Below are 20,175 nucleotides of genomic sequence, written 5' to 3'. Positions count from 1 at the left end.
CTCCTTCCCACAACTGTGGCCGCAGAATTCTATCCGGCTGCGCGGGCTCGTTCCACGGCTGCCGGCAGCACCTGGCGAAGCTGGGCGACATCCTCCAGGGTGCTCGAGTGACCGAGCGAGAACCGCACCGTAGCTGCGGCCTCGTCCTCCGGGGCCCCCATGGCGAGCAGCACCTCGCTGGGACGGTGCACACCAGCGCGGCAGGCGGAGCCCGCGGAGGCGTAGATGCCGCTGGCGTCCAGCAGGAACAGGAGGTCCTGGGCCCGCAGTCCTGGGAAGGTGACACTGACGATGTGCGGGGCGCAGTCCTTGCCATTGACCCGCCCACCGCTGGCGAGGGCAAGTCCACGGATGTCATCGCGTAGGCTGGTGAGCTGGGCTGACTCGGCCGCAAGCTCCGCGACAGCCTTGGTGGCGGCAGCAGCGAATGAGGCCGCCAGGGCCACTGGGAGGGTGCCGGAGCGGATTCGCCCCTCCTGACCACCGCCCAGCCCTATGGGGCACGGAGTGATGCCACGCCTCACCACAAGAGCCCCGACACCGACCGGCCCGCCGATCTTGTGCGCCGAGACACTCATCAGGTCCAAGCCCAGGGACTGGAACTCCAGGGGAATATGACCGAAGGCCTGCACCGCGTCACTATGGCTCCAGGCCCCGGTCCTGGAGCAGGTCGAGACAAGCCTGTCCAGCGGCTGGATCACCCCCGTCTCGTTGTTGACGGTCATGACCGAGATCACTGCGACGTTCTCATCGGCGCTGTCCCATGCCGGCTCCAGGACCACACCGTCCGGACCGACCGGCAGCACCCCGGCACCATGGCCCCGTGCTTCCAGGACCGCCGGGTGCTCCACCGCCGACACCAGGGCTCCCACCCTTTCAGGCCGGGCGGCGAGCGAGCCCAGGATCGCTATCGAGTCAGCCTCCGAGCCTCCCGAGGTGAAGATCACCTCAGGAGGGCTGGCTCCCAGCGCAGCCGCCAGTTCCTCACGAGCCTCCTCAAGCCTGCGTCTGGCCTGCTGCCCGGCCCGGTGCAGCGAGGAGGCATTCCCCACCCGTGAGGCCTCACGCAGCAGGGCCTCCTTAGCCTCCGGGCGCATCGGCGAGGTGGCGGCATGGTCCAGATAGCTGTTCACCCACCCAGCTTAGAGATCCCACTAAGAAGGGATCGGTTCACCCGCGACGACCAGGCCCACTGGGATTTGCCCCCTCCCTGGGCCCGTTGGCTCAGCGGAGTGTGAGAATGGCGTATGGCGAAACTCCAGAAACTAGACACCGCCCGATACGAGGCGGAACTGACCCGGCTCCAGACCGAGCTGGTGGAGATGCAGGAGTGGGTCAAGGCGGTGGGTGCCCGTCTCGTCATCCTCTTCGAGGGCCGTGACGCCGCCGGCAAGGGCGGAGCCATCAAACGGGTTACAGAGTTCCTGAATCCCCGGGTGGCGCGAGTGGTCGCTCTTCCCGTCCCCACAGAACGACAACGCACACAGTGGTATTTCCAGCGCTACATCGAGCATCTGCCGGCGGCTGGCGAGATCGTCCTGTTCGACCGCTCCTGGTACAACCGTGCCGGGGTGGAGCGTGTGATGGGCTACTGCAGCCCCGAGGAGTACGTCCGTTTCCTGAGGCAGTGCCCGCAGTTCGAACAGATGCTCATAGACGATGGCATCCTGCTGCGCAAATACTGGTTCTCAGTGTCCGATAAGGAACAGGAGAAACGTTTCCGCTCCCGGCTGACGGACCCGATGCGGCGTTGGAAACTCTCCCCCACCGACCTGGAGTCCATTACCCGCTGGGAGGAGTACAGCCGCGCCAAAGACGAGATGTTCGTCCATACCGATCTGCCAGGCAACCGCTGGAATGTCGTCGAGGCCGGGGACAAGAAACGGGCGCGGATCAACATGATCTCCCACCTACTGTCCACCATCCCCTACGAGCATGTGGACCGGCCGCCCCTGACCCTTCCGGACCGGCCCCGGTCGAATGGCTACGTCCGTACTGAGCGGCGCCTGCTGAACGAGGTACCCGACGTCACCGCGACGCTGACGAGGACGACGACATACCAGGACCCAGAGGACGATGCCTAACGGGCCTACCTCGACTGCAGCCCTGTGATCTCCGCGTTCCGCTGCCGGCTGGCCTCGTGGCCAATGAGGCCAGACAGATTGTGGCACAATAACCCGGCCCTCGCGGACCCGGTCCACAAGGCACGAAAGGTTAAAAATGTTCATTGATCCACTCGACAGCAGCCGGCTCGGCGCGAAAGTCGAGGAGGACGGCGTCGGCTTCGGCCTCTGGGCACCCAACGCCAGCCGTGTTGAGTTGTCGCTGATAGACCCGGTGAAGAATCAGCGCAACATCGAGATGACCGTCGACGAGCAGGGGATCTGGCATACCTTCGTGCCCGGCGCCAGGGAGGGCCAGGAGTACGGCTACCGTGTCCACGGCGACTGGGCTCCCGGCCATGGACGCCGCTTCAATCCGGCACGGCTCCTGCTGGACCCGTACGCCCGCGCCGTCACCGGGGGGATCGACTACCGGGGACCGATCCATGACCACATCGCCACCAACGCCTTCCGCCCAGACTCCACCGATTCACTCGGTGCGGTGCCCCTGGGAGTGGTCGTCGCCGACACTCCCCCACCCCCGCCCGTGGCCGGGGGACGGCGCCCCATGGCGGAATCGGTGATCTACGAGATGCATGTGCGGGGCTTCACCAAGATGCACCCGTTGGTACCCGAGCATTTGCGCGGCTCATACGCTGCCCTGGCATATCCGGATGTGATCGCCTACTTGCTAGAGACGGGGATCACAGCCGTGGAGCTGCTGCCCATCCACCACTACGCCTCAGAGCCCTTCATCGCCCACAAGGGACTTCGCAACTATTGGGGATACAACACCCTCAGCTATTTCGCGCCCCACGCCTACTACGCCACCCGCGGGACGCTCGGAAACCAGGTGACCGAGTTCAAGGCAATGGTCACAGCCCTCCACGACGCTGGCATCGAGGTAATCCTCGATGTCGTCTACAACCACACCGCCGAGGGAGGGCACGAGGGACCGACCCTATCCATGCGCGGTATCGACCACGCTGGCTACTACCGGCTCACCGATGACCTGAGGGACGACTACGACGTGACCGGCTGCGGTAACTCGGTGAACTCGTGGACGCCGAGGGTCCGGCAGCTGATCGTCGATTCCCTCCGCTACTGGGTGGAGCACATGGGCATCGACGGATTCCGGTTCGACCTGGCACCAACCCTGTTCCGAGACGGCCAGCATCGTTTCATCCCCGATCACCCACTGAAGCAGCAGATCGACTCCGACCCGGTGCTGTCGGAGGTGAAGCTGATAGCCGAGCCGTGGGACATCGGCCCCTACGGCTACCAGCTCGGCAGCTTCGGACCCGGCTGGTCGGAGTGGAACGATCGCTTCCGCGACCATGTCCGCGACTATTGGAAGAGCACAGTCCACGGGGTCCAGGAACTCGCGACCCGCCTGTCCGGCTCACCCGATGTGTTCCACCACAACGGCAGGAGGCCACAGGCCTCCATCAATTTCGTCACAGCACACGACGGCTTCACCATGCGGGACCTCGTCAGCTATGACGTCAAACACAATTCAGCCAACGGTGAGGGCAACCGCGACGGAAGCGACAACAACCGCTCCTGGAACCACGGTTTCGAGGGCGAGAGCGATGATGCTGCGATCAATGACCTGCGGGCCCGCCAGGTGCTGAACATGCACGCCACCCAGGTGCTCGCCGCAGGGACACCCATGATCCTCGCCGGCGACGAGTTCGGACGCACGCAGAAGGGGAACAACAACGCCTACTGCCAGGACTCACCCCTGAGCTGGGTGGACTGGGCACCTGACCCGCGCTGGCAGTCGGTCCGGAACCGGCTGGTGAAGCTCCTGCACCTGAGGTCCCAGCATCCCCTGCTGCGCCCCGACCGCTATCTCCACCACACCGACATCATCAACGCCCACGGGGAGAACCTGCGGCGCGTCGACCTGACCTGGTTCAACGACAGCGGCGCTCAGATGGGCGAGCAGGACTGGCACGACGGTTCCCGCCGCCTGCTCGGCATGTATGTCTCGGACGACTCAGATGCGTTCCTGGCCTGGTTCCACTCTGGCCCCGATCCCATTGATGTGGTTCTTCCCAGGGCGCCCTGGGCTGCTCGCATCAGGATCATCTGGCACTCAGCAGGCACAGACGAGCTCCCCACCGATGACCTGCACCCCGGCTCCGTCCTGCGCATCCCGGGCCGGTGTGTCGTGCTGACGCGCTGCGACGTGCCCGCCACTGCTGCTGAGCTGCTGGCGATGCCAGCTCCGTTGGCGCACTGAACTGCTGGGCAGAGCAAGACCCCGCGGGGATCTCTCCCGCGGGGTCTTGCGTCTCAGACTCACTGGATGACGGCAGACAGCCCCATCTCGGAATCGCTGGCCAGCAGCGGATGCGAGGGCACCATGCGGGCCAGGCAGCCGATCTGCCCCGCATACTGGGTGGGAATCTCAGCCACGAACCGGGTGACCCCGTCTGACTCCCCCACCGGGGTTGTCGGGTACTTGCGGATGTTGTGGAGCCTATCCTTGTCGTCAACGTCGCCGAAGATCAGCTGGACGGCCACATCCTCGGGCCTCAGATTCCCGAGACGCACGTCAACGGTCGGCCGCAGGACCGTCCCGGTCTCCAGCTGTCCTGTGACACCGACGTCGAGCCCGACCACCTGGGCGGAATGCCAGTCTCGGCGGACCCGTTCCTTCCACTGCGCCAGGTCGGCGGCGACGCGGCCCTTGCCACGGGCGGCCATGGACTGGGCAGCCGGGGTGTAGTAGTCGGTCACGTAGTCCCGGACCATCCGGGACGCCAGGATCTCCGGGCCGAGGTCGGAGATACAGTCCCGCATCATCTTGAGCCACTCTGCCGGGTTGCCGTTGGCATCCAGGGTGTAGAAGCGCGGGATGATCTCGTTCTCGATGATCGAATACAGGAACTCAGCCTCTGCCGCGTCACGCTCGGCCTGGTCGGCGATGCCCTCGGCTGAGGGAATCTCCCATCCGAAACGGGGCGAGTACAGCTCATCCCACCAGCCGTCACGGATGGACAGGTTGGCGGCGCCGTTGAGAGCAGCCTTCATGCCGGAGGTGCCGCAGGCCTCATAGGGGCGCAGCGGGTTATTCACCCACACATCGCATCCCGGGTACAGCGGCCGCGCCAGGGACATGTCGTAGTCGGGCAGGAAGACCAGCTTGCCCCGCACGTCCTCCTGGTCGGAGAATTGGACCATCTGCTGGATCAGCGACTTGCCGATGTTGTCGGCGGGATGCGCCTTACCGGCGATCACGATCTGGATGGGGGTCGTCGGATGGTTCAGCAGGGCCTTCAGTCGCTCTGGGTTGGAGAGCATCAGCGTCAAGCGCTTGTAGGAGGCACCACGCCGGGCGAATCCGAGGGTCAAGACCCGCGGGTTGAGGGCCTCCGCCGTCCAGTCCGCGGGTATACCGCGGGCCTTGCAGGACTCGGCCAGGCGCTGGCGAGCCATCTGGATCATGGAGGAGCGCAGCTGCCGCTTCAGCCCCCACAGGGTGTCATCGTCCACTTCCTGGATCGCCGCCCAGTCGTAGCCGGCGACAACCGTGCTGGAGTCGTCAGTATGGGCTTTGAGGATCTCCAGGAGTTCTGGATGGATCCAGGTGCGGTGGTGGACCCCGTTGGTGACGGACCCGATAGGCACCTCGGTGGTGTCGAACTCGGGCCACAGGCCGTTGAACATCTCGCGGGAGACCTCGCCATGGAGTTTGGAGACGCCGTTGGCGCGCTGGCCGAGCCGCAGCCCCAGGACCGCCATGTTGTACCGCGACGGGTCGCCGCCGTGGTAGGTCTCAGAGCCGAAGGACATAATGGCGTCCAAGGGCAGGCCGGGGTCGAAGTTCGCGAACTGATGCTCGATGAGGTTCTTGTCGAAACGATCGATGCCTGCCGGCACGGGGGTGTGGGTAGTGAACACGGTGCCGGCACGGGTCAGCTCGACAGCCGCCCCCAGGTCGTGCCCAGCCGCCAGGTACTCGCGGATCCGCTCGAAACCGAGGAAACCAGCGTGTCCCTCGTTGCAGTGGTAGACATCCGGCTGGGGATGCCCGGTGATCTCGCAATAGCGGCGCAGCGCCCGCACACCGCCTATACCCAGGACGACCTCCTGCGCGAGGCGGTGCTCGGTGCCGCCGCCGTAGAGCCGGTCGGTGATGTTACGCGCCTCAGGATCGTTGTCATCGCGGTCGGTGTCGAGCATCAGCAGGGGAATACGCCCCACGGAGGCCACCCAGATGGAGGCGAAGACCTCCCGCCCCGACACCTCAACACTGATCTGCTGCGGGTTTCCGGCGGAGTCCAGCAGGCGCACAACGGGCATCTCGTTGGAGGGAAGCACCGGGTAGCGCTCCTGCTGCCAGCCGGACGCGTTCAGCGACTGCCTGAAGTAGCCGTAGCGGTACAGCAGGCCAACGCCGATCAGAGGCAGCCCGAGATCGGATGCCGCCTTCAGGTGGTCGCCGGCGAGGATTCCCAACCCTCCCGAGTACTGGGGCAGCACCTGGCTGACCCCGAACTCGGCAGAGAAGTATCCGACGCCCGCCGGGGCGTCCTCGTTGTCAGCTGCGTAGCGCTGGAACCACAGGTCGGCGGAGAGATAGTTGGTCAGATCATCATGAAGAAGCTCCACGTTGCGGGCGAAGACCTGGTCCGTGGCAAGCTGTTGCACTCTCTCCGGACGCACCGCGGACAGCAGCTTGACGGGATCCTCACCCACCTCCTCCCAGAGCTTAGGGTCGATGGCCCGGAAAAGATCCCGGGTCTCCTGGTGCCACGACCAGCGAAGATTCTTCGCCAGCGCATCGAGCTTCGCGATGCGTTCGGGCAGCACAGGATGAACGGTGAATCGTCGGAATGCACGCACGGGCATAAATTACATTGACTCACCCCGGCACACGAAACCCTGAGGAAGATAGGGTGGTTCCTGTGAACCACCCCACACCAGCCAGAGCACACCTGCGACGCACCGAAGGCGGTTTCGGCCGCATCCCGGTAACGGGGGTTTCCCCCGTGATAGCCGACGGCGCCTACCCGGTAAAGGCCGTGGCGCATGAACGAATCCTGATCAGCGCGAACGTGTTCCGCGAGGGCCACGACGCCGTAAACGCATCCGTGATCCTCACCGCACCACACGGCACCCAGCGCCGCATTGACATGACCCAGGTCGAGCCCCAGGGCCTCGACATCTGGCAAGCCCACGTACGCATGGCCACCGAGGGAGACTGGACCTTCCGTGTCGAGGGCTGGTCCGATCCCTGGGGGACCTGGCGCCACCATGCGCTGATGAAGCTGCCGCTCGGCATGGATGTGGACCTTCTGTGCTTGGAGGGCCGTGAGCTTTTCAACGAGGCTGCCGAGACCGCCGAGCAGTCGCGGGTGATGGCCGCCTCCCATCTGCTACGGGCGGCCGCCGAGGCACTGAGCCCCGAGACTCCGGCCAGCGAGATAGAGGAACTCATCAACTCGCGCCCCATCGAACGGGCCATGGCGCGTTTCGGCCCGAGGGAATGCATCTCCGCCACCCAGGAATACCCGATCCGCGTAGAACGCCGCCGCGCCCTCTACTCGTCGTGGTACGAGTTCTTCCCGCGCTCCCAGGGGGCCATGCGCGACGAGGAGGGCAACTGGATCTCGGGTGGTTTCGACTCCTCGCACTCGCGTCTCGAGGCGATCGCGGCGATGGGTTTCCACGTGGCCTACCTGCCCCCGATCCATCCCATCGGTTCGGCCTTCCGGAAGGGGAAGAACAACAGTCTCGACCCGGCCCCCGACGACCCGGGGTCCCCGTGGGCCATCGGTTCTCTCGACGGCGGGCACGACGCCATCCACCCCGACCTGGGTGATCTCGAGTCCTTCGAGCGGTTCGTCGCGAAGGCGAAGTCCCTCGGACTGGAGCTGGCCCTCGACCTCGCCCTCCAGGCCTCCCCCGACCATCCGTGGGTGCAGGAACATCCCGAATGGTTCACCACCCGCCTGGACGGGACCATCGCCTACGCGGAGAACCCGCCCAAGAAGTACCAGGACATCTATCCCCTGAACTTCGACAACGATCCCGAGGGCATCTACCAGGAGGTGCTGAGGGTCGTGCAGCTGTGGATCGACCGCGGCGTGACGATCTTCCGGGTGGACAACCCCCACACCAAACCCGTGGAGTTCTGGGACTGGTTGCTGGAGCGGGTGCACGAGACCAACCCGGAGGTCATCTTCCTGGCCGAGGCCTTCACCAAACCGCAGATGATGGCGGCCCTCGGTAAGGTCGGTTTCCAGCAGTCGTACACGTATTTCACCTGGCGCGTCGCGAAGTGGGAGCTCACGGAATACCTGACGGAGCTGAGCCGGGACATGGCCCCCTACTACCGGCCCAATTTCTTCGTCAACACCCCGGATATTCTGCCCTTCCACCTGCAGTCCGGGAATCCCGCGATATTCGCGATCCGGGCCATCCTGGCAGCTACGCTGTCCCCCTCCTGGGGTGTGTACTCGGGATTCGAGCTGTTCGAGCACACCGCGCTGGCCCCGGGCCGGGAGGAGTACCTCAACTCCGAGAAGTATGAGTTCCGGCCACGGGATTTTGACGCGGAACCGAATCTGAACCTGCTGCTGGGACGGCTGAATGACATCCGCGAGAAGCACCCGGCCCTGCAGCAGCTACGTGACATTCACTTCCACCACGCACCCCACGACTCGGTGATGGTCTACTCGAAACACGACGGGGACGACGTCATGCTGGTGGTCTGCTCACTGGATCCGGACAACACCGTGGAGTCCGAGGTCTACCTGGACCTCCCGGCTCTGGGGCTTCCCCCGGGAGCTGCCGTCGAGGTCCACGACGAGCTGTCGGGCGACACCTACATCTGGGGTGAGAAGAACTGGGTTCGCCTGTACCCAGGCAAGCCCGCCCACATCTTCCACGTCACCTCGCGCTGAACCATGAACCGCAACCACGACCCGCTGCTCGGGGCGCTCTGGAAGCTGGCCGGAAATGCCCGGTGGTTCTCCGGGCGTTCCCGCGGCGGGGTTCCCCGCCAAGTAGAACTCACCGACTGGTTCCGGCCGCCGGGAGAAGCCAGCCCCGGGCTGCGAAGCGCCCTGCTGGAGGTGGCCTACCCGACGGGGGAAACAGAGAGATACCACGTGCCGCTGGCCTTCCACGCCGCCGGGGACTGCCCCACGGAACCCTTGGCGCGCATCGAATTGGAAGGAACCGGTTTCGATGTCGCGGAGGTCGCGGACGAACCCGCCGCGATGACCGCGCTGCTCGACTGCCTGTCCTCCGGCGCACCGGGTTTCGTGGCCACCCGGGAGGTTCCCTCCGGGCTCCCGGGCCGCCGCTACCGCGGGGAACAGTCGAACACGTCGATTTTCTTCGGGGACCTGATCGTCGGAAAGATCTTTCGTCGCATCGAGAACGGCCCGAACGTCGATGTCGAGATGCACCGGGCCCTGTCCGGTTCCGGTGCGGTGGCGGAGCTTTTCGGCTGGTGGGAGTGGCGTGGGGCGCACCTCGGGGTGTTCCTGGAGGCGCTGCCCGATCCGCGCGACGGATTCGTCGAGGCCTGCCGGGCCGCCGGGACCGGAACCGGTTTCACCGAGCAGGCCCGGGAACTGGGCCGCCAGCTGAACCGGGTGCACGACCTTTTGGCCAGTCGTTTCCCCACCGGCAGACTGCACGGACGGAAACTGGTGGCCCAGTTCCGGGCACGACTGGACGCCGCCGCATCTGAGGTTCCGCTGCTCGAGAGGTTCCGCGGCCCGGCGCTGCGGGCCTACTCCGTCATTGAGGAACTCGAGTTGCCGATCCAGCGCATCCACGGGGACTGCCATCTCGGTCAGGCGCTGTCAACCCGGAACGGCTGGCGCTACGTCGACTTCGAGGGCGAGCCCATCAAATCGTTGCAGGAGAGACGCGAACCCGATTCCCCGCTGCGGGACGTGGCCGGCATGTTGCGCTCCTTCGACTACGCCGCGGCCAGCGGAGATGCCCCCGAGGGCTGGCGGGACGATGCCCGGGCGGCCTTCCTGGAGGGTTACGACGGCACCGCCGGAATCCTGGCGGAAGCCCTGCTCGCCTACGAGGTGGACAAGGCCGTCTACGAGACGGTCTACGAATCCCGGAATCGCCCCACTTGCCTCCGTATCCCGGTAGATTATCTGACAGGCATCGAGTCTTGAGGAGCTGACAATGGCGCATGATCCGTTTGGCGGGCTGACCGGCTGGGACCTGGAAGGATTCCACAACGGTGGCGACACCGAACTCTGGAAGCGTCTCGGCGCCTTCCAGTGCACGGTCGAGGACGATGAGAGGGGACCCATCGAAGGCGTCAGGTTCGCGGTCTGGGCACCCAATGCTCGCGCGGTGCAGGTGATCGGTGACTTCAACTGGTGGACCGGCGACCCGATGCAGCTGATTCCCGGTTCCGGGGTGTGGGGCACCTTCATCGAGGGTTTGGGCGAGGGAGCTCTCTACAAGTTCCGCATCCAGGGCCCTGATGGTGTCTGGCGCGAGAAAGTTGACCCGATGGCACGTTTCTCGGAGCAGGCACCCGCGAACGCCTCGATCGTCTACGAGTCGAGATACGCCTGGTCTGATGACCAGTGGATGGCCAGGCGCGCCTCGTCAGAGCCCTACAAGGAGCCGATGAGCATCTACGAGGTCCACCTGGGTGGCTGGCGCCGCGGCAAAAGCTATCTGGATCTGGCCGAGGAGCTGGTGTCCTATGTCAAATGGCAGGGATATACGCATGTCGAGTTCATGCCGCTGGCCGAGCACCCATTCGAGCCGAGCTGGGGCTACCAGGTAACCGGCTATTACTCCCCCACGAGCCGCTTCGGCAAACCCGATGACCTCCGATTCCTGATCGACAAGCTCCACCAGGCTGGGATCGGTGTGATCCTCGACTGGGTGCCAGGTCACTTCCCCAAGGACGACTGGGCGCTCGGACGTTTCGATGGCACCGCCCTGTACGAGCATGCCGACCCCCGGCAGGGCGAGCACATGGACTGGGGAACCTACATCTTCAACTACGGGCGCAACGAGGTGAAGAGCTTCCTGGTCTCCAATGCCCTCTACTGGCTGACCGAGTTCCACATCGACGGCCTACGGGTCGATGCGGTGGCCTCGATGCTCTACCTCGACTACTCGCGCGCCGAGGGCCAGTGGATACCAAACAAGTACGGTGGCCGGGAGAACCTGGAGGCCATCGACTTCCTGCGATACGTCAACCGGCACCTCTATGAGCGGCATCCCGGCACGATGATGATCGCCGAGGAGTCCACGAGTTTCCCAGGGGTCACGAAACCAGTCCACGAGGGTGGTCTCGGCTTCGGATTCAAATGGAACATGGGCTGGATGAATGACTCGCTGCGTTATCTTGCCCTCGACCCGATCTATCGCCAGTACGAGCACAATCTGCTGACCTTCGCGATGGTCTACCAGTATTCGGAAAATTTCATCCTGCCCATCAGCCATGATGAGGTGGTCCATGGCAAGGGCTCGATGATCAATAAGGTGCCCCAGGATGACTGGCGTAAGTTCGCAACGCTGCGGGCCTTCTACTCCTTCATGTGGAGTTTCCCCGGCAAACAGCTGATCTTCATGGGATCCGAGTTCGGGCAGCGCCCCGAGTTCAACGAGGCCACCAGCTTGGAGTGGTGGGTCACGGAGCTCTGGGGTCACGGTGGGCTGCAACGGTTGCTCCACGATCTCAACGCGATCTACCGGGACACTCCGCCGCTGTTCGAGCTGGACGATGACCCGGATGGGTTCACCTGGATCAACGCTGACGACGGGGGCCGCAACACGCTGAGCTGGGTGCGTCACGACTCCCAGGGCAACCATGTGGCTTGTTTCACCAACTTCTCGCCCGAGCCGCTGCGCGATTACTCCGTCGGGTTGCCGGCGGAGGGCCAGTGGGAGGAGATCCTGAACACCGACTCGGAGTTCTACGACGGCTCTGGGCAGTTCGGCAACCTGGGCACGGTGACCGCCCGCCCCGAGCCCTGGGGACACTTCCCGGCCAGCGCCGAGGTGACGATCCCGCCGCTGGGCTCCATCTGGTTACGGCACAACGCGAAGTGAGTGACTTCAAGGTACAGGTGGACATCGCCGGTGATGTGGGCCAGCTTCGCTGGGAAGAGCAGGTGGTGGATGCGGAGACGCTGGAGCGTGCGGTGTCCCTGGCCGCTGACGACGCCATCCTGGCTCATGAACTGCGGCGCCTGCAGTGCGACATCCCGGCCACCGACCGGGCCGCCATGGTGGCACTGCATCGCTGTGGGTTCCGCAGGGAAGGACGGCTGCGCTCTGCGCTGCTGAAACCGTCGGGCCATCTGGTGGATGTGCTGATCTACGCGCGCCTGGCGGTCGATCCGGTCTACGGGCCACATGGCTTCTCCGGTGTGATGAACTCGGTGCTGCCGGCGAAACGGACCATCGCCCATGTTGTTTTCCGCGATGAGTCGGGCAACGTGCTGCTGACCGAGACCACATACAAGGATGACTGGGAGCTGCCTGGAGGTGTGGTGGACCCAGGTGAGTCGCCAAGGCTGGGGGCGCGCCGTGAGTTGCGTGAGGAGATCGGCCTCGACATCGACCTGGGGGAACCGGCTCTCACCGACTGGATGCCTCCGTACCTGTGCTGGGACGATGCCATCGAGTTCATCTACGACGGGGGCGTCCTCCCCGCCGCGGTGGCCCACTCCATCGCGCCCTGCGATCCGGAGCTGAGAGCAGTCCACTGGGTGCCACGCGAGAATCTCCCGGACAGAGTCAGCGAGTTGTCCGCCCGGAGGATCGACCTGCTGCTCGACGGTTACCGCGGAACCACTGAGAACGGGATGCGGATACCCTCTGACGGCTGACCTTGCCCTTTCCGGCACCTGTGACTGCCCGAAAATTGGACGCAAGAGCTCTTACTTTCGCAGGAAAAATACTGTTAACTTCGCCTTACCTAACCTTGCCGACCGTAGAGGAGAGGAAGAGCGTGAGTACCCTGAAGAAGACCTGTCTGCTCCCCACCCTGGCCGCTCTCGTTACCGTGAGCCTTGGCCTGACTGCCTGCGGCGGTGCGAGTTCGCAGCCAGCCGAGTCGTCGTCTGGCGCCTCGCAATCAGCCACTGCAACGTCGGTGACCATCGAGGACAATCGCGGTTCTGTGACCGTTCCAGTGCCCCCGAAGAAGGCCATCGTGACCGACAACCGCCTGTTCGAGCCTTTGGAAACGTGGGGTGTGAAGCTCGCAGCCGCGCCACAGGAGATCATCTCGAAGGACTCGGCTTACAAGACCGACAGCTCGATCGTGAACCTCGGAGACCACAAGGAACCCAACCTGGAGGCCGCTGTCACCGTCCAGCCGGATCTGATCATCAACGGCCAGCGTTTTGAAAAGTACTACGACCAGTTCAAGCAGCTGACTCCCGAGGCTGCATTGGTAGATATCGACGTCCGTGAAGACAAGCCCTTCGCTGACGAGCTGAGACGCCAGATCACCCTGGCTGGGGAGATCTTCGGCAAAAAGGACGAGGCCGCCAAGCTGGTCGCCAACTTCGACGCGTCCATCGCCCGGGTGAAGTCAGCCTACAAGCCAGGCTCCAAAGTGATGGCCGTCATCGTCTCGGGAGGCAAGGTGAACTACTCTGCTCCCGGTTCTGGCCGCACGCTCGGTCCCGTCTTCGAGATCCTGGGCCTCACCCCCGCACTGGAGAGCCAGGGCAGCTCAGATCATCAGGGCGACGACATCTCCGTCGAGGCGATCGCCCAGTCCAACCCGGACTGGATTTTCGTCATGGACCGCGACGGCGCCATCACGGCCGAGGGTGAGAGCTACACCCCGGCGAAAGAGGTGATCGCGGGTTCCGCTCCCCTGCAGAACGTGACCGCCGTGACCAAGGAGCAGATTGTCTACATGCCAACCGACACATACCTGAACGAGGGTATCCAGACCTACACCGAGTTCTTCAACTCCGTGGCTGACGCCATGGAGAAGTCCCAGTGACAAAGACCGAAGCTGCCGGGGGCGAGGCCGAGAGCCTTGCCCCCGGTGCTGTCGCGCCCCGGCGTCGGCTGCTCACCGCTCCCCTGCTGCTGGGACTGCTGGGAGTTGTCGCCCTGGCGGCTTTGTCCCTGATGGTGGGGGTCTACGACGTGGTGGGCGCCCAGGACGGTGCCCACATCTTTGCCCTCACCCGGATCCCACGCACCATCTCGCTGCTGCTGGCTGGCTCTGCCATGGCGATGTCCGGTCTGGTGATGCAGCAGATCGCCCAGAACCGTTTCGTGGAACCGACCACCACCGGGACCAACGAGTGGGCCGGGCTGGGTCTGCTCTGCGTGCTGATCCTCTTCCCCGAGGCTCCGTTGCTGGTGAAGATGGTGGTCGCCATTCTGTCCGCCTTCACCGGCACAATGATCTTCTTCCTGATCCTGAGGCGCATCAGGCTGCGTTCCGCGATGATCGTCCCGATCGTCGGCATCATGCTGGGTGCCGTAGTTGGTGCTGTCTCCTCCTACCTGGCGCAGGCCGCAAACATGCTCCAAACCCTCGGGGTCTGGTTCCAGGGCTCATTCGCTTCCGCGATCCAGGGACAGTATGAGCCGGTCTGGGCGGTGGTATTCGTCGTGGCGGGAGTCTTCGTGGTCGCTGACCAGTTCACCATCGCGGGTCTCGGAGAGGATGTCGCCACGAACGTCGGACTCGACCACCGGAAGGTGGTGCTGCTGGGCACCGGCATGATCGCAGCCACCACCGGGATCATCACCGTGGTAATCGGAAACCTGCCCTTCCTGGGATTGATCGTCCCGAACATCGTCTCGATCTGGCGAGGAGACAACCTTCGCTCCAACCTGCCCTGGGTGTGCCTGCTGGGTGCGGCCGCGGTAACGATCTGCGACATCATCGGCCGGATAGTGATCATGCCCTTCGAGGTGCCCGTGGGAACAATCCTGGCGGTGGTCGGTGCCTTCACGTTCGCCTTCCTTCTCCTGAGACGGCAGAAGAATGGCTGAGCTCACGAAAACGACAGGACACAAAGCCTTCGCCAGCCTCAAGGCGGCACGTCGCTACTGGATCACCTTCGCGATCCTGGCGTTGCTGGCCCCGCTCATCTGCTACGGCATCCTGGCCTGGGGAAATCCCATGCCACCCGGGTCCGTTGGCTTCTGGCGGATCGCTGGGCTCCGGGTCACCTCCGTGGCCGTTATCCTCGTGGTGGCCTGGTGCCAAGGACTGGCGACGGTAGCCTTCCAGACAATCACGAACAACCGGATCATCACACCCTCGATCATGGGATTCGAGTCCCTGTACCACCTGGTGCAGACCAGCGCCGTTTTCTTCTACGGTGTGGCGGGACTAACCGCAATGGACGGCGTGGCGCAGTACCTGCTCCAGGTCGGCCTCATGGTGGCCCTGGCGGCATTGCTGTATGGCCGGCTGCTGCGCACCGAGCACAGCAATATCCACCAGACGCTGCTGCTGGGCATCGTGATCGGAACCGGCCTGGGGGCCCTTGCCACATATATGCAGAATCTCCTCACCCCGTCAGCGTTCGACGTCCTGAGCGCACGGCTCATCGGGAACCTGTCCAATGCGGATGTGTCCCATCTGGCAGTCGCCATCCCCCTGGCTGTGGTGGCGGGAGGAGCACTGCTGTTCATGTCACGGACCCTCGACGTCTTAGGGCTTGGCCGTGACACAGCCGTCGGCCTAGGCGTGGATCATCGCCGCAACTCCCTGGCGATCCTGCTGCTGTCAGCGGTGCTGATGGCCGTCAGCACATCACTGATAGGCCCGATGTCGTTTCTCGGGTTCCTGATAGCGATGAGCGCATACCAGTTGTCCGACACCCACGAGCACCGGCTCATCTTCCCCGTGGCCTGGCTGGCTGGCGTGGTGATTCTCGGGGGTGCCTATTTCATCCTGCGGCACATCTTTTATGCCACGGGATCGGTGGGCATCATCATCGAGGCCGTCGGTGGCGGCTTCTTCCTTGTTTATCTTCTGCGAAAGGGACGCCTGTGATCCTCGTAGACGCGGCCTTGAAGAAATACAGCCCCACCACGACCATCGGGCCTGTGCAACTTGAGATCCCCAGCGGGGGCATCACCGCCCTGGTGGGGCCGAACGGCGCAGGGAAATCCACGTTGCTGACGATGATCGGGCGCCTGCTGGGCATGGACTCTGGAACCATCGAGGTCGCAGGCATGAATGTGGCCACGGCAAAGTCCAGGGATCTGGCGAAGGTGCTGTCGGTGCTGCGCCAGGAGAACCACTTCGTCACGCGGCTCACGGTCCGGCAGCTGGTTGGTTTCGGGCGGTTTCCCCATTCGAGGGGACACCTGACCGATGAGGACATCGAGGTCATCGAGCGCGCGATCTCCTTCCTGCGGCTAGAGAATATCGCAGACCGTTTCATCGATGAGCTATCGGGAGGACAGCGGCAACGCGCATACGTCGCCATGGTGCTGGCTCAGGACACCGAGTACGTGTTGCTGGACGAGCCCCTCAACAACCTGGACATGGCTCATTCGGTCCAGATGATGCAGCATCTGCGCCAGGCGGCAACGGAACTGGGCTGCACGATCGTCATCGTGCTGCATGACATCAATTTCGCAGCGGCCTATTCCGACACGATCATTGCCATGAAGAACGGCAAGGTGGCGGCCCAGGGAAGCCCGGAGGAGATTTTCCGCGAAGAGGTGCTGGCAGAGATCTTTGAGACTCGGGTAGACATCATTCCCGGTCCGCGTGGGCCTGTGGCAGTCTATTTCTAAGAAGATTGCCCCTGGAAAGCAGGAAAAAGCCGGGCGCAGAAAGCCTCAGGGATCAAGCACCCGTCCTCCCAGATGCCGGACGAGCGTCGGCGCCAGGTCCATCGCCTGAGCCTCAGAGACAACCACCCCGCTCAACGCCTCCACGCCATCGAGATGCGATAGCTGCGCACCGGATATGTCGACATGCTCGGAACGCGATCCAGAAAGCGCGAGCCTACCGACTTCGGAGCCGGTTATCTGCACTCGCTTCAGCTGGGCACCAGCGATATCCAGTTCACCGACGACGCAGTCCGCGACTGTGAGATCCGTCACCTTGGCGTGGCGTAGGTTGATATAGCCGAGTTTGCAGCCGCGGATCAGGACCCGGGTCAATGTGCTCCCATTGAGCTCCACCGCGCCAAAGCGCCCCTCCTCCCAGAGAATGTCACGCAACACCGAGTCGGCCAGGTCGATCACCGTAGCCTGGACGCGCCGCCACCGGCACTCTGCCCAGTGCCCGCCACACAACCGCGCATCGTCAGCGACAACGTCGGCGAGTTCACATTCCAACGCACGCACATCCGGTGCCTGGATGCCAGAGCAGTCCCCGTTTATTCGCGCACCTTCCAGATCAATGCCGACCTCCAGCCGGCCGGGTGAGAGCCCGGCGAGATCCACGTGCGGTCTCTGAGGGCGCCCATCGCCGGAATGCACAAGACTGATCCTTTCAGCCACCAGGTCAGGACAGCACCGGGGCTCAGGGCCTGAAGATGTGGAGCACGATCTGCGATTGCACCAGGAACCTCACGTCTGGTTCCGTCACCCCAACGCCGGAATCGATGTATAGCGTCGATTTCCCCACCTGGTAGCGGCCACGGCTGTACTTCGGGAAAAGTCCCTGCCCGGGAGCGTAGAGGGCTCCGATGAAGGGCAAGGCCACCTGTCCGCCGTGCGTATGCCCGCAGACGGCATAGTCGATGTCCGCAGCTTCGAGCTGGGGGGCGATCTCTGGGGCGTGGGTCAGCAGGAACCGGAATCCCTCGGGGGCACCTTCCAAGGCCTCGGCCAGGTGCGCATGACTGGTGAAGGCATCTCCTGCCCCCACCAGGGTGAAGGTGCCGAAGCCGCCGGTGACCACCTCATGCCTGTTGTCGATCAGCTTGATGCCATACCTGGCGTACAGGTCAAGCAACTGCGGCAGTTCCTCGGACCAGTGGTCATGATTTCCCAGGACCGCATACATCGGTACCCCGAGCTCAGCAAGCTGGGAGAACAGCTCCTGCAGCGGGTCCAGGGTCTCGTTGTAGGTGTTGAGGGTGTCTCCTGCTATGACGATCAGGTCTGGTGCCGCGTCGCGTATCTGGCTCACGATGCTCGCCAGCTGGGCTGAGTTGTCGCGCACGTGAATGTCGCTGAGCTGCATGATCCGGAGTTCCCCGGCCAGCTTGTCGGTGCTGGTGGTCTCGGTGACCAGCCGGGTGGTGTTCACCTCCCGATATACCTCGCCGGCAATAGCCGCTGCCGCGCAGACGGTGACTGCGAGTGCGATGGCAAGGCGTTTCCGCCACAGATGTTTTCCCGGCTCAGGCATGGGTCCCCCTGTTCAGCGCCGAGAGGATGGCCTTCATGGATGCGCTGGTGATCGACGGATCGACGCCAACCCCCCAGAGCACCTGGACCTCGTCGCCGGTCCCGATCTCACACTCAACGTAGGCCGCTGCTTTCGCGTCGCCGCCGGCTTCGAGGGCGTGCTCCGAGTAGTCGAGGACCCGCACCTGGGCTCCGGTCTCTGCCAGGGCGTCGACGAAGGCCGAGACAGGACCGTTGCCCTCACCCTCGACCTGGATGTCACGGCCAGCCGGGTCCCTGACTGTCGCGGTGATGCGGAATTGCCCGTTCTGTGACGATGATCCCGCCGACACCAGGATCCAGGGGCCCTCGGAAAGATACTCGTCGGTGAATACACTGACGATGGTCTTCGGGGAGAGTTCGCCCCCCTCAGCGTCAGTGCGCTGCTGCACTATGCGGCTGAACTCCATCTGGAGGCGCCGCGGCAGCTCCATCTTCGCCTCGGTTTTCATCAGGTATGCGATGCCGCCCTTGCCAGACTGCGAGTTCACTCGGATCACCGCCTCATAGTTCCGGCCAACATCATGCGGATCGATCGGCAGGTACGGGGCCTCCCACTCGATCTCCGAGACAGCCTTCCCTGCAGCGGCGGCCTGCCGTTCCAGGTTCTCCAGCCCCTTCTTGATGGCGTCCTGGTGGGAGCCAGAGAAGGCGGTGTATACCAGATCACCGGCATAGGGGTGGCGGGGATGCACCGCTATCCCGGTGCAGTACTCGACGGTACGGCGTACGTGGTCGATGTCGTGAAAGTTCAGTTGCGGGTCTATCCCCTGGGTGTACAGGTTCAGCGCCAGCGTCACCAGATCGACGTTTCCCGTGCGTTCGCCGTGCCCGAACAGACAGCCCTCAACCCGGTCCGCTCCGGCCATCTGCCCCAGCTCAGCGGCCGCGGCGGCAGTGCCCCGGTCATTGTGTGGATGCAGCGAGACCGCAACGAAGTTCCTGTCCCGGATATGCCGGCAGAAATACTCAATCTGGTCGGCATAGGTGTTGGGAGTGGAACGCTCCACGGTCGCGGGAAGATTGAAGATGATCTCCCGTTCCCCGGTTGGCTGCCAGACCTCGGCGACGGCGTTGCACACCTCGATGGCGAAATCAGTCGGGGTCTGGGTGAAGATCTCCGGGCTGTACTGATAGCCGAACTCGACGTCTCCCAGGTGCTTCTCCGCGTATTTGATGACCAGCTCTGTGCCGTGGGTGGCGAAGTTGATGCACTGAGCCTCGTCGATGCCGAAGACCACGCGCCGGAACAGCTCAGATGTCGCGTTGTACATGTGGATGGTGGCCCGGTGCGCTCCAATCAACGATTCCGCGGTCCGAGCAATCAGGTCTTCCCTGGCCTGGGTGAGCACCGAGATGGTCACGTCCTCGGGCACACGAGCACCGGTGATGAGCTGCCGGACGAAGTCGAAGTCGGTTTGGGAGGCCGACGGGAATCCCACTTCGATCTCCTTGTACCCCAGCGCCACCAACAGCTCGAACATCCGCATCTTGCGGCTCGGGGTCATCGGATCGATGAGGGCCTGGTTGCCGTCGCGAAGGTCGGTGGACAGCCAGCGCGGTGCCTTCGTGATGCGGTTGCCAGGCCAGGTGCGGTCCGGCACAGCGACCGGCTCGAAAGCCCGGTAGCGCCCAACGGGCATTGCTGTGGGCAGCTGAATGGGTTTTGGCTGAATCCGGGTCATTGACCTCTCCTTGCTGGGTT

The 20,175-nt window shown here is 64.0% G+C and carries 15 protein-coding genes; 10 read left to right on the top strand and 5 right to left on the bottom strand.

The genetic code is table 11. The features are described from left to right. Positions 1-29: 29 nt before the first annotated feature. Entirely contained in the window at positions 30-1,133 is a 1,104-nt protein-coding gene (locus tag SK1NUM_RS06930; protein WP_212327061.1) for a cysteine desulfurase family protein, read from the bottom strand. Positions 1,134-1,247: 114 nt separating this feature from the next. Between SK1NUM_RS06930 and ppk2 the strand changes: the two genes are divergently transcribed. Beyond that, positions 1,248-2,084: a polyphosphate kinase 2 gene (gene ppk2 / locus SK1NUM_RS06925; protein WP_212327059.1), complete on the top strand. Its 837-nt coding sequence runs from the start codon at positions 1,248-1,250 to the stop codon at positions 2,082-2,084. A 136-nt stretch (positions 2,085-2,220) separates the two neighbouring features. Continuing rightward, positions 2,221-4,350 (top strand): glycogen debranching protein GlgX, encoded by a 2,130-nt coding sequence (gene glgX, locus SK1NUM_RS06920; protein ID WP_212327057.1) that lies wholly within the window; start codon positions 2,221-2,223, stop codon positions 4,348-4,350. A 59-nt stretch (positions 4,351-4,409) separates the two neighbouring features. Here the strand turns inward: glgX and glgP are convergent, their stop codons facing one another. Then, on the bottom strand, positions 4,410-6,965 hold the full coding sequence (gene glgP / locus SK1NUM_RS06915) for an alpha-glucan family phosphorylase (protein ID WP_212327055.1): 2,556 nt from the start codon (positions 6,963-6,965) through the stop codon (positions 4,410-4,412). Positions 6,966-7,021: 56 nt separating this feature from the next. On the opposite strand from glgP, the gene SK1NUM_RS06910 reads away from it, so the two are divergent. From SK1NUM_RS06910 to SK1NUM_RS06875, 8 genes are all read left to right on the top strand, one after another. After that, on the top strand, positions 7,022-9,022 hold the full coding sequence (locus SK1NUM_RS06910; protein WP_212327053.1) for an alpha-1,4-glucan--maltose-1-phosphate maltosyltransferase: 2,001 nt from the start codon (positions 7,022-7,024) through the stop codon (positions 9,020-9,022). 3 nt (positions 9,023-9,025) lie between these two features. After that, complete coding sequence (locus tag SK1NUM_RS06905) at positions 9,026-10,267, top strand: maltokinase N-terminal cap-like domain-containing protein (RefSeq protein ID WP_212327051.1); 1,242 nt, start codon at positions 9,026-9,028, stop codon at positions 10,265-10,267. Positions 10,268-10,277: 10 nt separating this feature from the next. Next, positions 10,278-12,173 carry a 1,4-alpha-glucan branching protein GlgB gene (gene glgB, locus SK1NUM_RS06900; protein WP_212327049.1) on the top strand — a complete coding sequence of 632 codons (1,896 nt, stop codon included), beginning with the start codon at positions 10,278-10,280 and terminating at the stop codon, positions 12,171-12,173. Further along, the gene (locus SK1NUM_RS06895; RefSeq protein WP_212327047.1) at positions 12,170-12,955 is read left to right on the top strand and encodes an NUDIX hydrolase; all 786 of its coding nucleotides are present in this window, start codon (positions 12,170-12,172) and stop codon (positions 12,953-12,955) included. The genes glgB and SK1NUM_RS06895 overlap by 4 nt, the downstream gene beginning before the upstream one ends. Before the next feature lie 122 nt (positions 12,956-13,077). Next, positions 13,078-14,088 (top strand): siderophore ABC transporter substrate-binding protein, encoded by a 1,011-nt coding sequence (locus SK1NUM_RS06890; protein WP_223927881.1) that lies wholly within the window; start codon positions 13,078-13,080, stop codon positions 14,086-14,088. Further along, positions 14,085-15,098 (top strand): ABC transporter permease, encoded by a 1,014-nt coding sequence (locus tag SK1NUM_RS06885; RefSeq protein ID WP_212327045.1) that lies wholly within the window; start codon positions 14,085-14,087, stop codon positions 15,096-15,098. Before SK1NUM_RS06890 ends, SK1NUM_RS06885 begins: the two co-directional genes overlap by 4 nt. Next, positions 15,091-16,110, top strand: a complete 1,020-nt coding sequence (locus tag SK1NUM_RS06880; RefSeq protein WP_212327043.1) for an iron chelate uptake ABC transporter family permease subunit — start codon at positions 15,091-15,093, stop codon at positions 16,108-16,110. Before SK1NUM_RS06885 ends, SK1NUM_RS06880 begins: the two co-directional genes overlap by 8 nt. Beyond that, positions 16,107-16,862 carry an iron ABC transporter ATP-binding protein gene (locus tag SK1NUM_RS06875; RefSeq protein ID WP_212327041.1) on the top strand — a complete coding sequence of 252 codons (756 nt, stop codon included), beginning with the start codon at positions 16,107-16,109 and terminating at the stop codon, positions 16,860-16,862. Before SK1NUM_RS06880 ends, SK1NUM_RS06875 begins: the two co-directional genes overlap by 4 nt. Before the next feature lie 45 nt (positions 16,863-16,907). Here the strand turns inward: SK1NUM_RS06875 and SK1NUM_RS06870 are convergent, their stop codons facing one another. Genes SK1NUM_RS06870 through leuA form a run of 3 tightly spaced genes read right to left on the bottom strand, consistent with a single transcriptional unit; the run spans position 16,908 to position 20,155 of the window. Beyond that, on the bottom strand, positions 16,908-17,576 hold the full coding sequence (locus SK1NUM_RS06870) for a pentapeptide repeat-containing protein (RefSeq protein ID WP_212327039.1): 669 nt from the start codon (positions 17,574-17,576) through the stop codon (positions 16,908-16,910). Between the two features lie 22 nt (positions 17,577-17,598). Next, positions 17,599-18,432, bottom strand: coding sequence for a metallophosphoesterase (locus SK1NUM_RS06865; protein ID WP_212327037.1), 834 nt, complete (start codon positions 18,430-18,432; stop codon positions 17,599-17,601). After that, positions 18,425-20,155 carry a 2-isopropylmalate synthase gene (leuA, locus tag SK1NUM_RS06860; RefSeq protein WP_212327035.1) on the bottom strand — a complete coding sequence of 577 codons (1,731 nt, stop codon included), beginning with the start codon at positions 20,153-20,155 and terminating at the stop codon, positions 18,425-18,427. Before leuA ends, SK1NUM_RS06865 begins: the two co-directional genes overlap by 8 nt. Positions 20,156-20,175 lie beyond the last annotated feature (20 nt).

This window comes from Arachnia rubra (assembly GCF_019973735.1).
Classification (GTDB): domain Bacteria; phylum Actinomycetota; class Actinomycetes; order Propionibacteriales; family Propionibacteriaceae; genus Arachnia; species Arachnia rubra.
Note: the sequence above shows the minus strand (reverse complement) of the source record. Positions and strands in the feature narration are given on the sequence as shown.

What these genes read in the sequence shown, in the direction of transcription:
- SK1NUM_RS06905 (WP_212327051.1), top strand. Translation starts at nt 9,026, where the DNA reads ATGAACCGCAACCACGACCCGCTGCTCGGGGCGCTCTGGAAGCTGGCC.
- SK1NUM_RS06865 (WP_212327037.1), bottom strand. Translation starts at nt 18,432, where the DNA reads ATGCCTGAGCCGGGAAAACATCTGTGGCGGAAACGCCTTGCCATCGCA.
- leuA (WP_212327035.1), bottom strand. Translation starts at nt 20,155, where the DNA reads ATGACCCGGATTCAGCCAAAACCCATTCAGCTGCCCACAGCAATGCCC.
- glgB (WP_212327049.1), top strand. Translation starts at nt 10,278, where the DNA reads ATGGCGCATGATCCGTTTGGCGGGCTGACCGGCTGGGACCTGGAAGGA.
- SK1NUM_RS06880 (WP_212327043.1), top strand. Translation starts at nt 15,091, where the DNA reads ATGGCTGAGCTCACGAAAACGACAGGACACAAAGCCTTCGCCAGCCTC.
- ppk2 (WP_212327059.1), top strand. Translation starts at nt 1,248, where the DNA reads ATGGCGAAACTCCAGAAACTAGACACCGCCCGATACGAGGCGGAACTG.
- glgX (WP_212327057.1), top strand. Translation starts at nt 2,221, where the DNA reads ATGTTCATTGATCCACTCGACAGCAGCCGGCTCGGCGCGAAAGTCGAG.
- glgP (WP_212327055.1), bottom strand. Translation starts at nt 6,965, where the DNA reads ATGCCCGTGCGTGCATTCCGACGATTCACCGTTCATCCTGTGCTGCCC.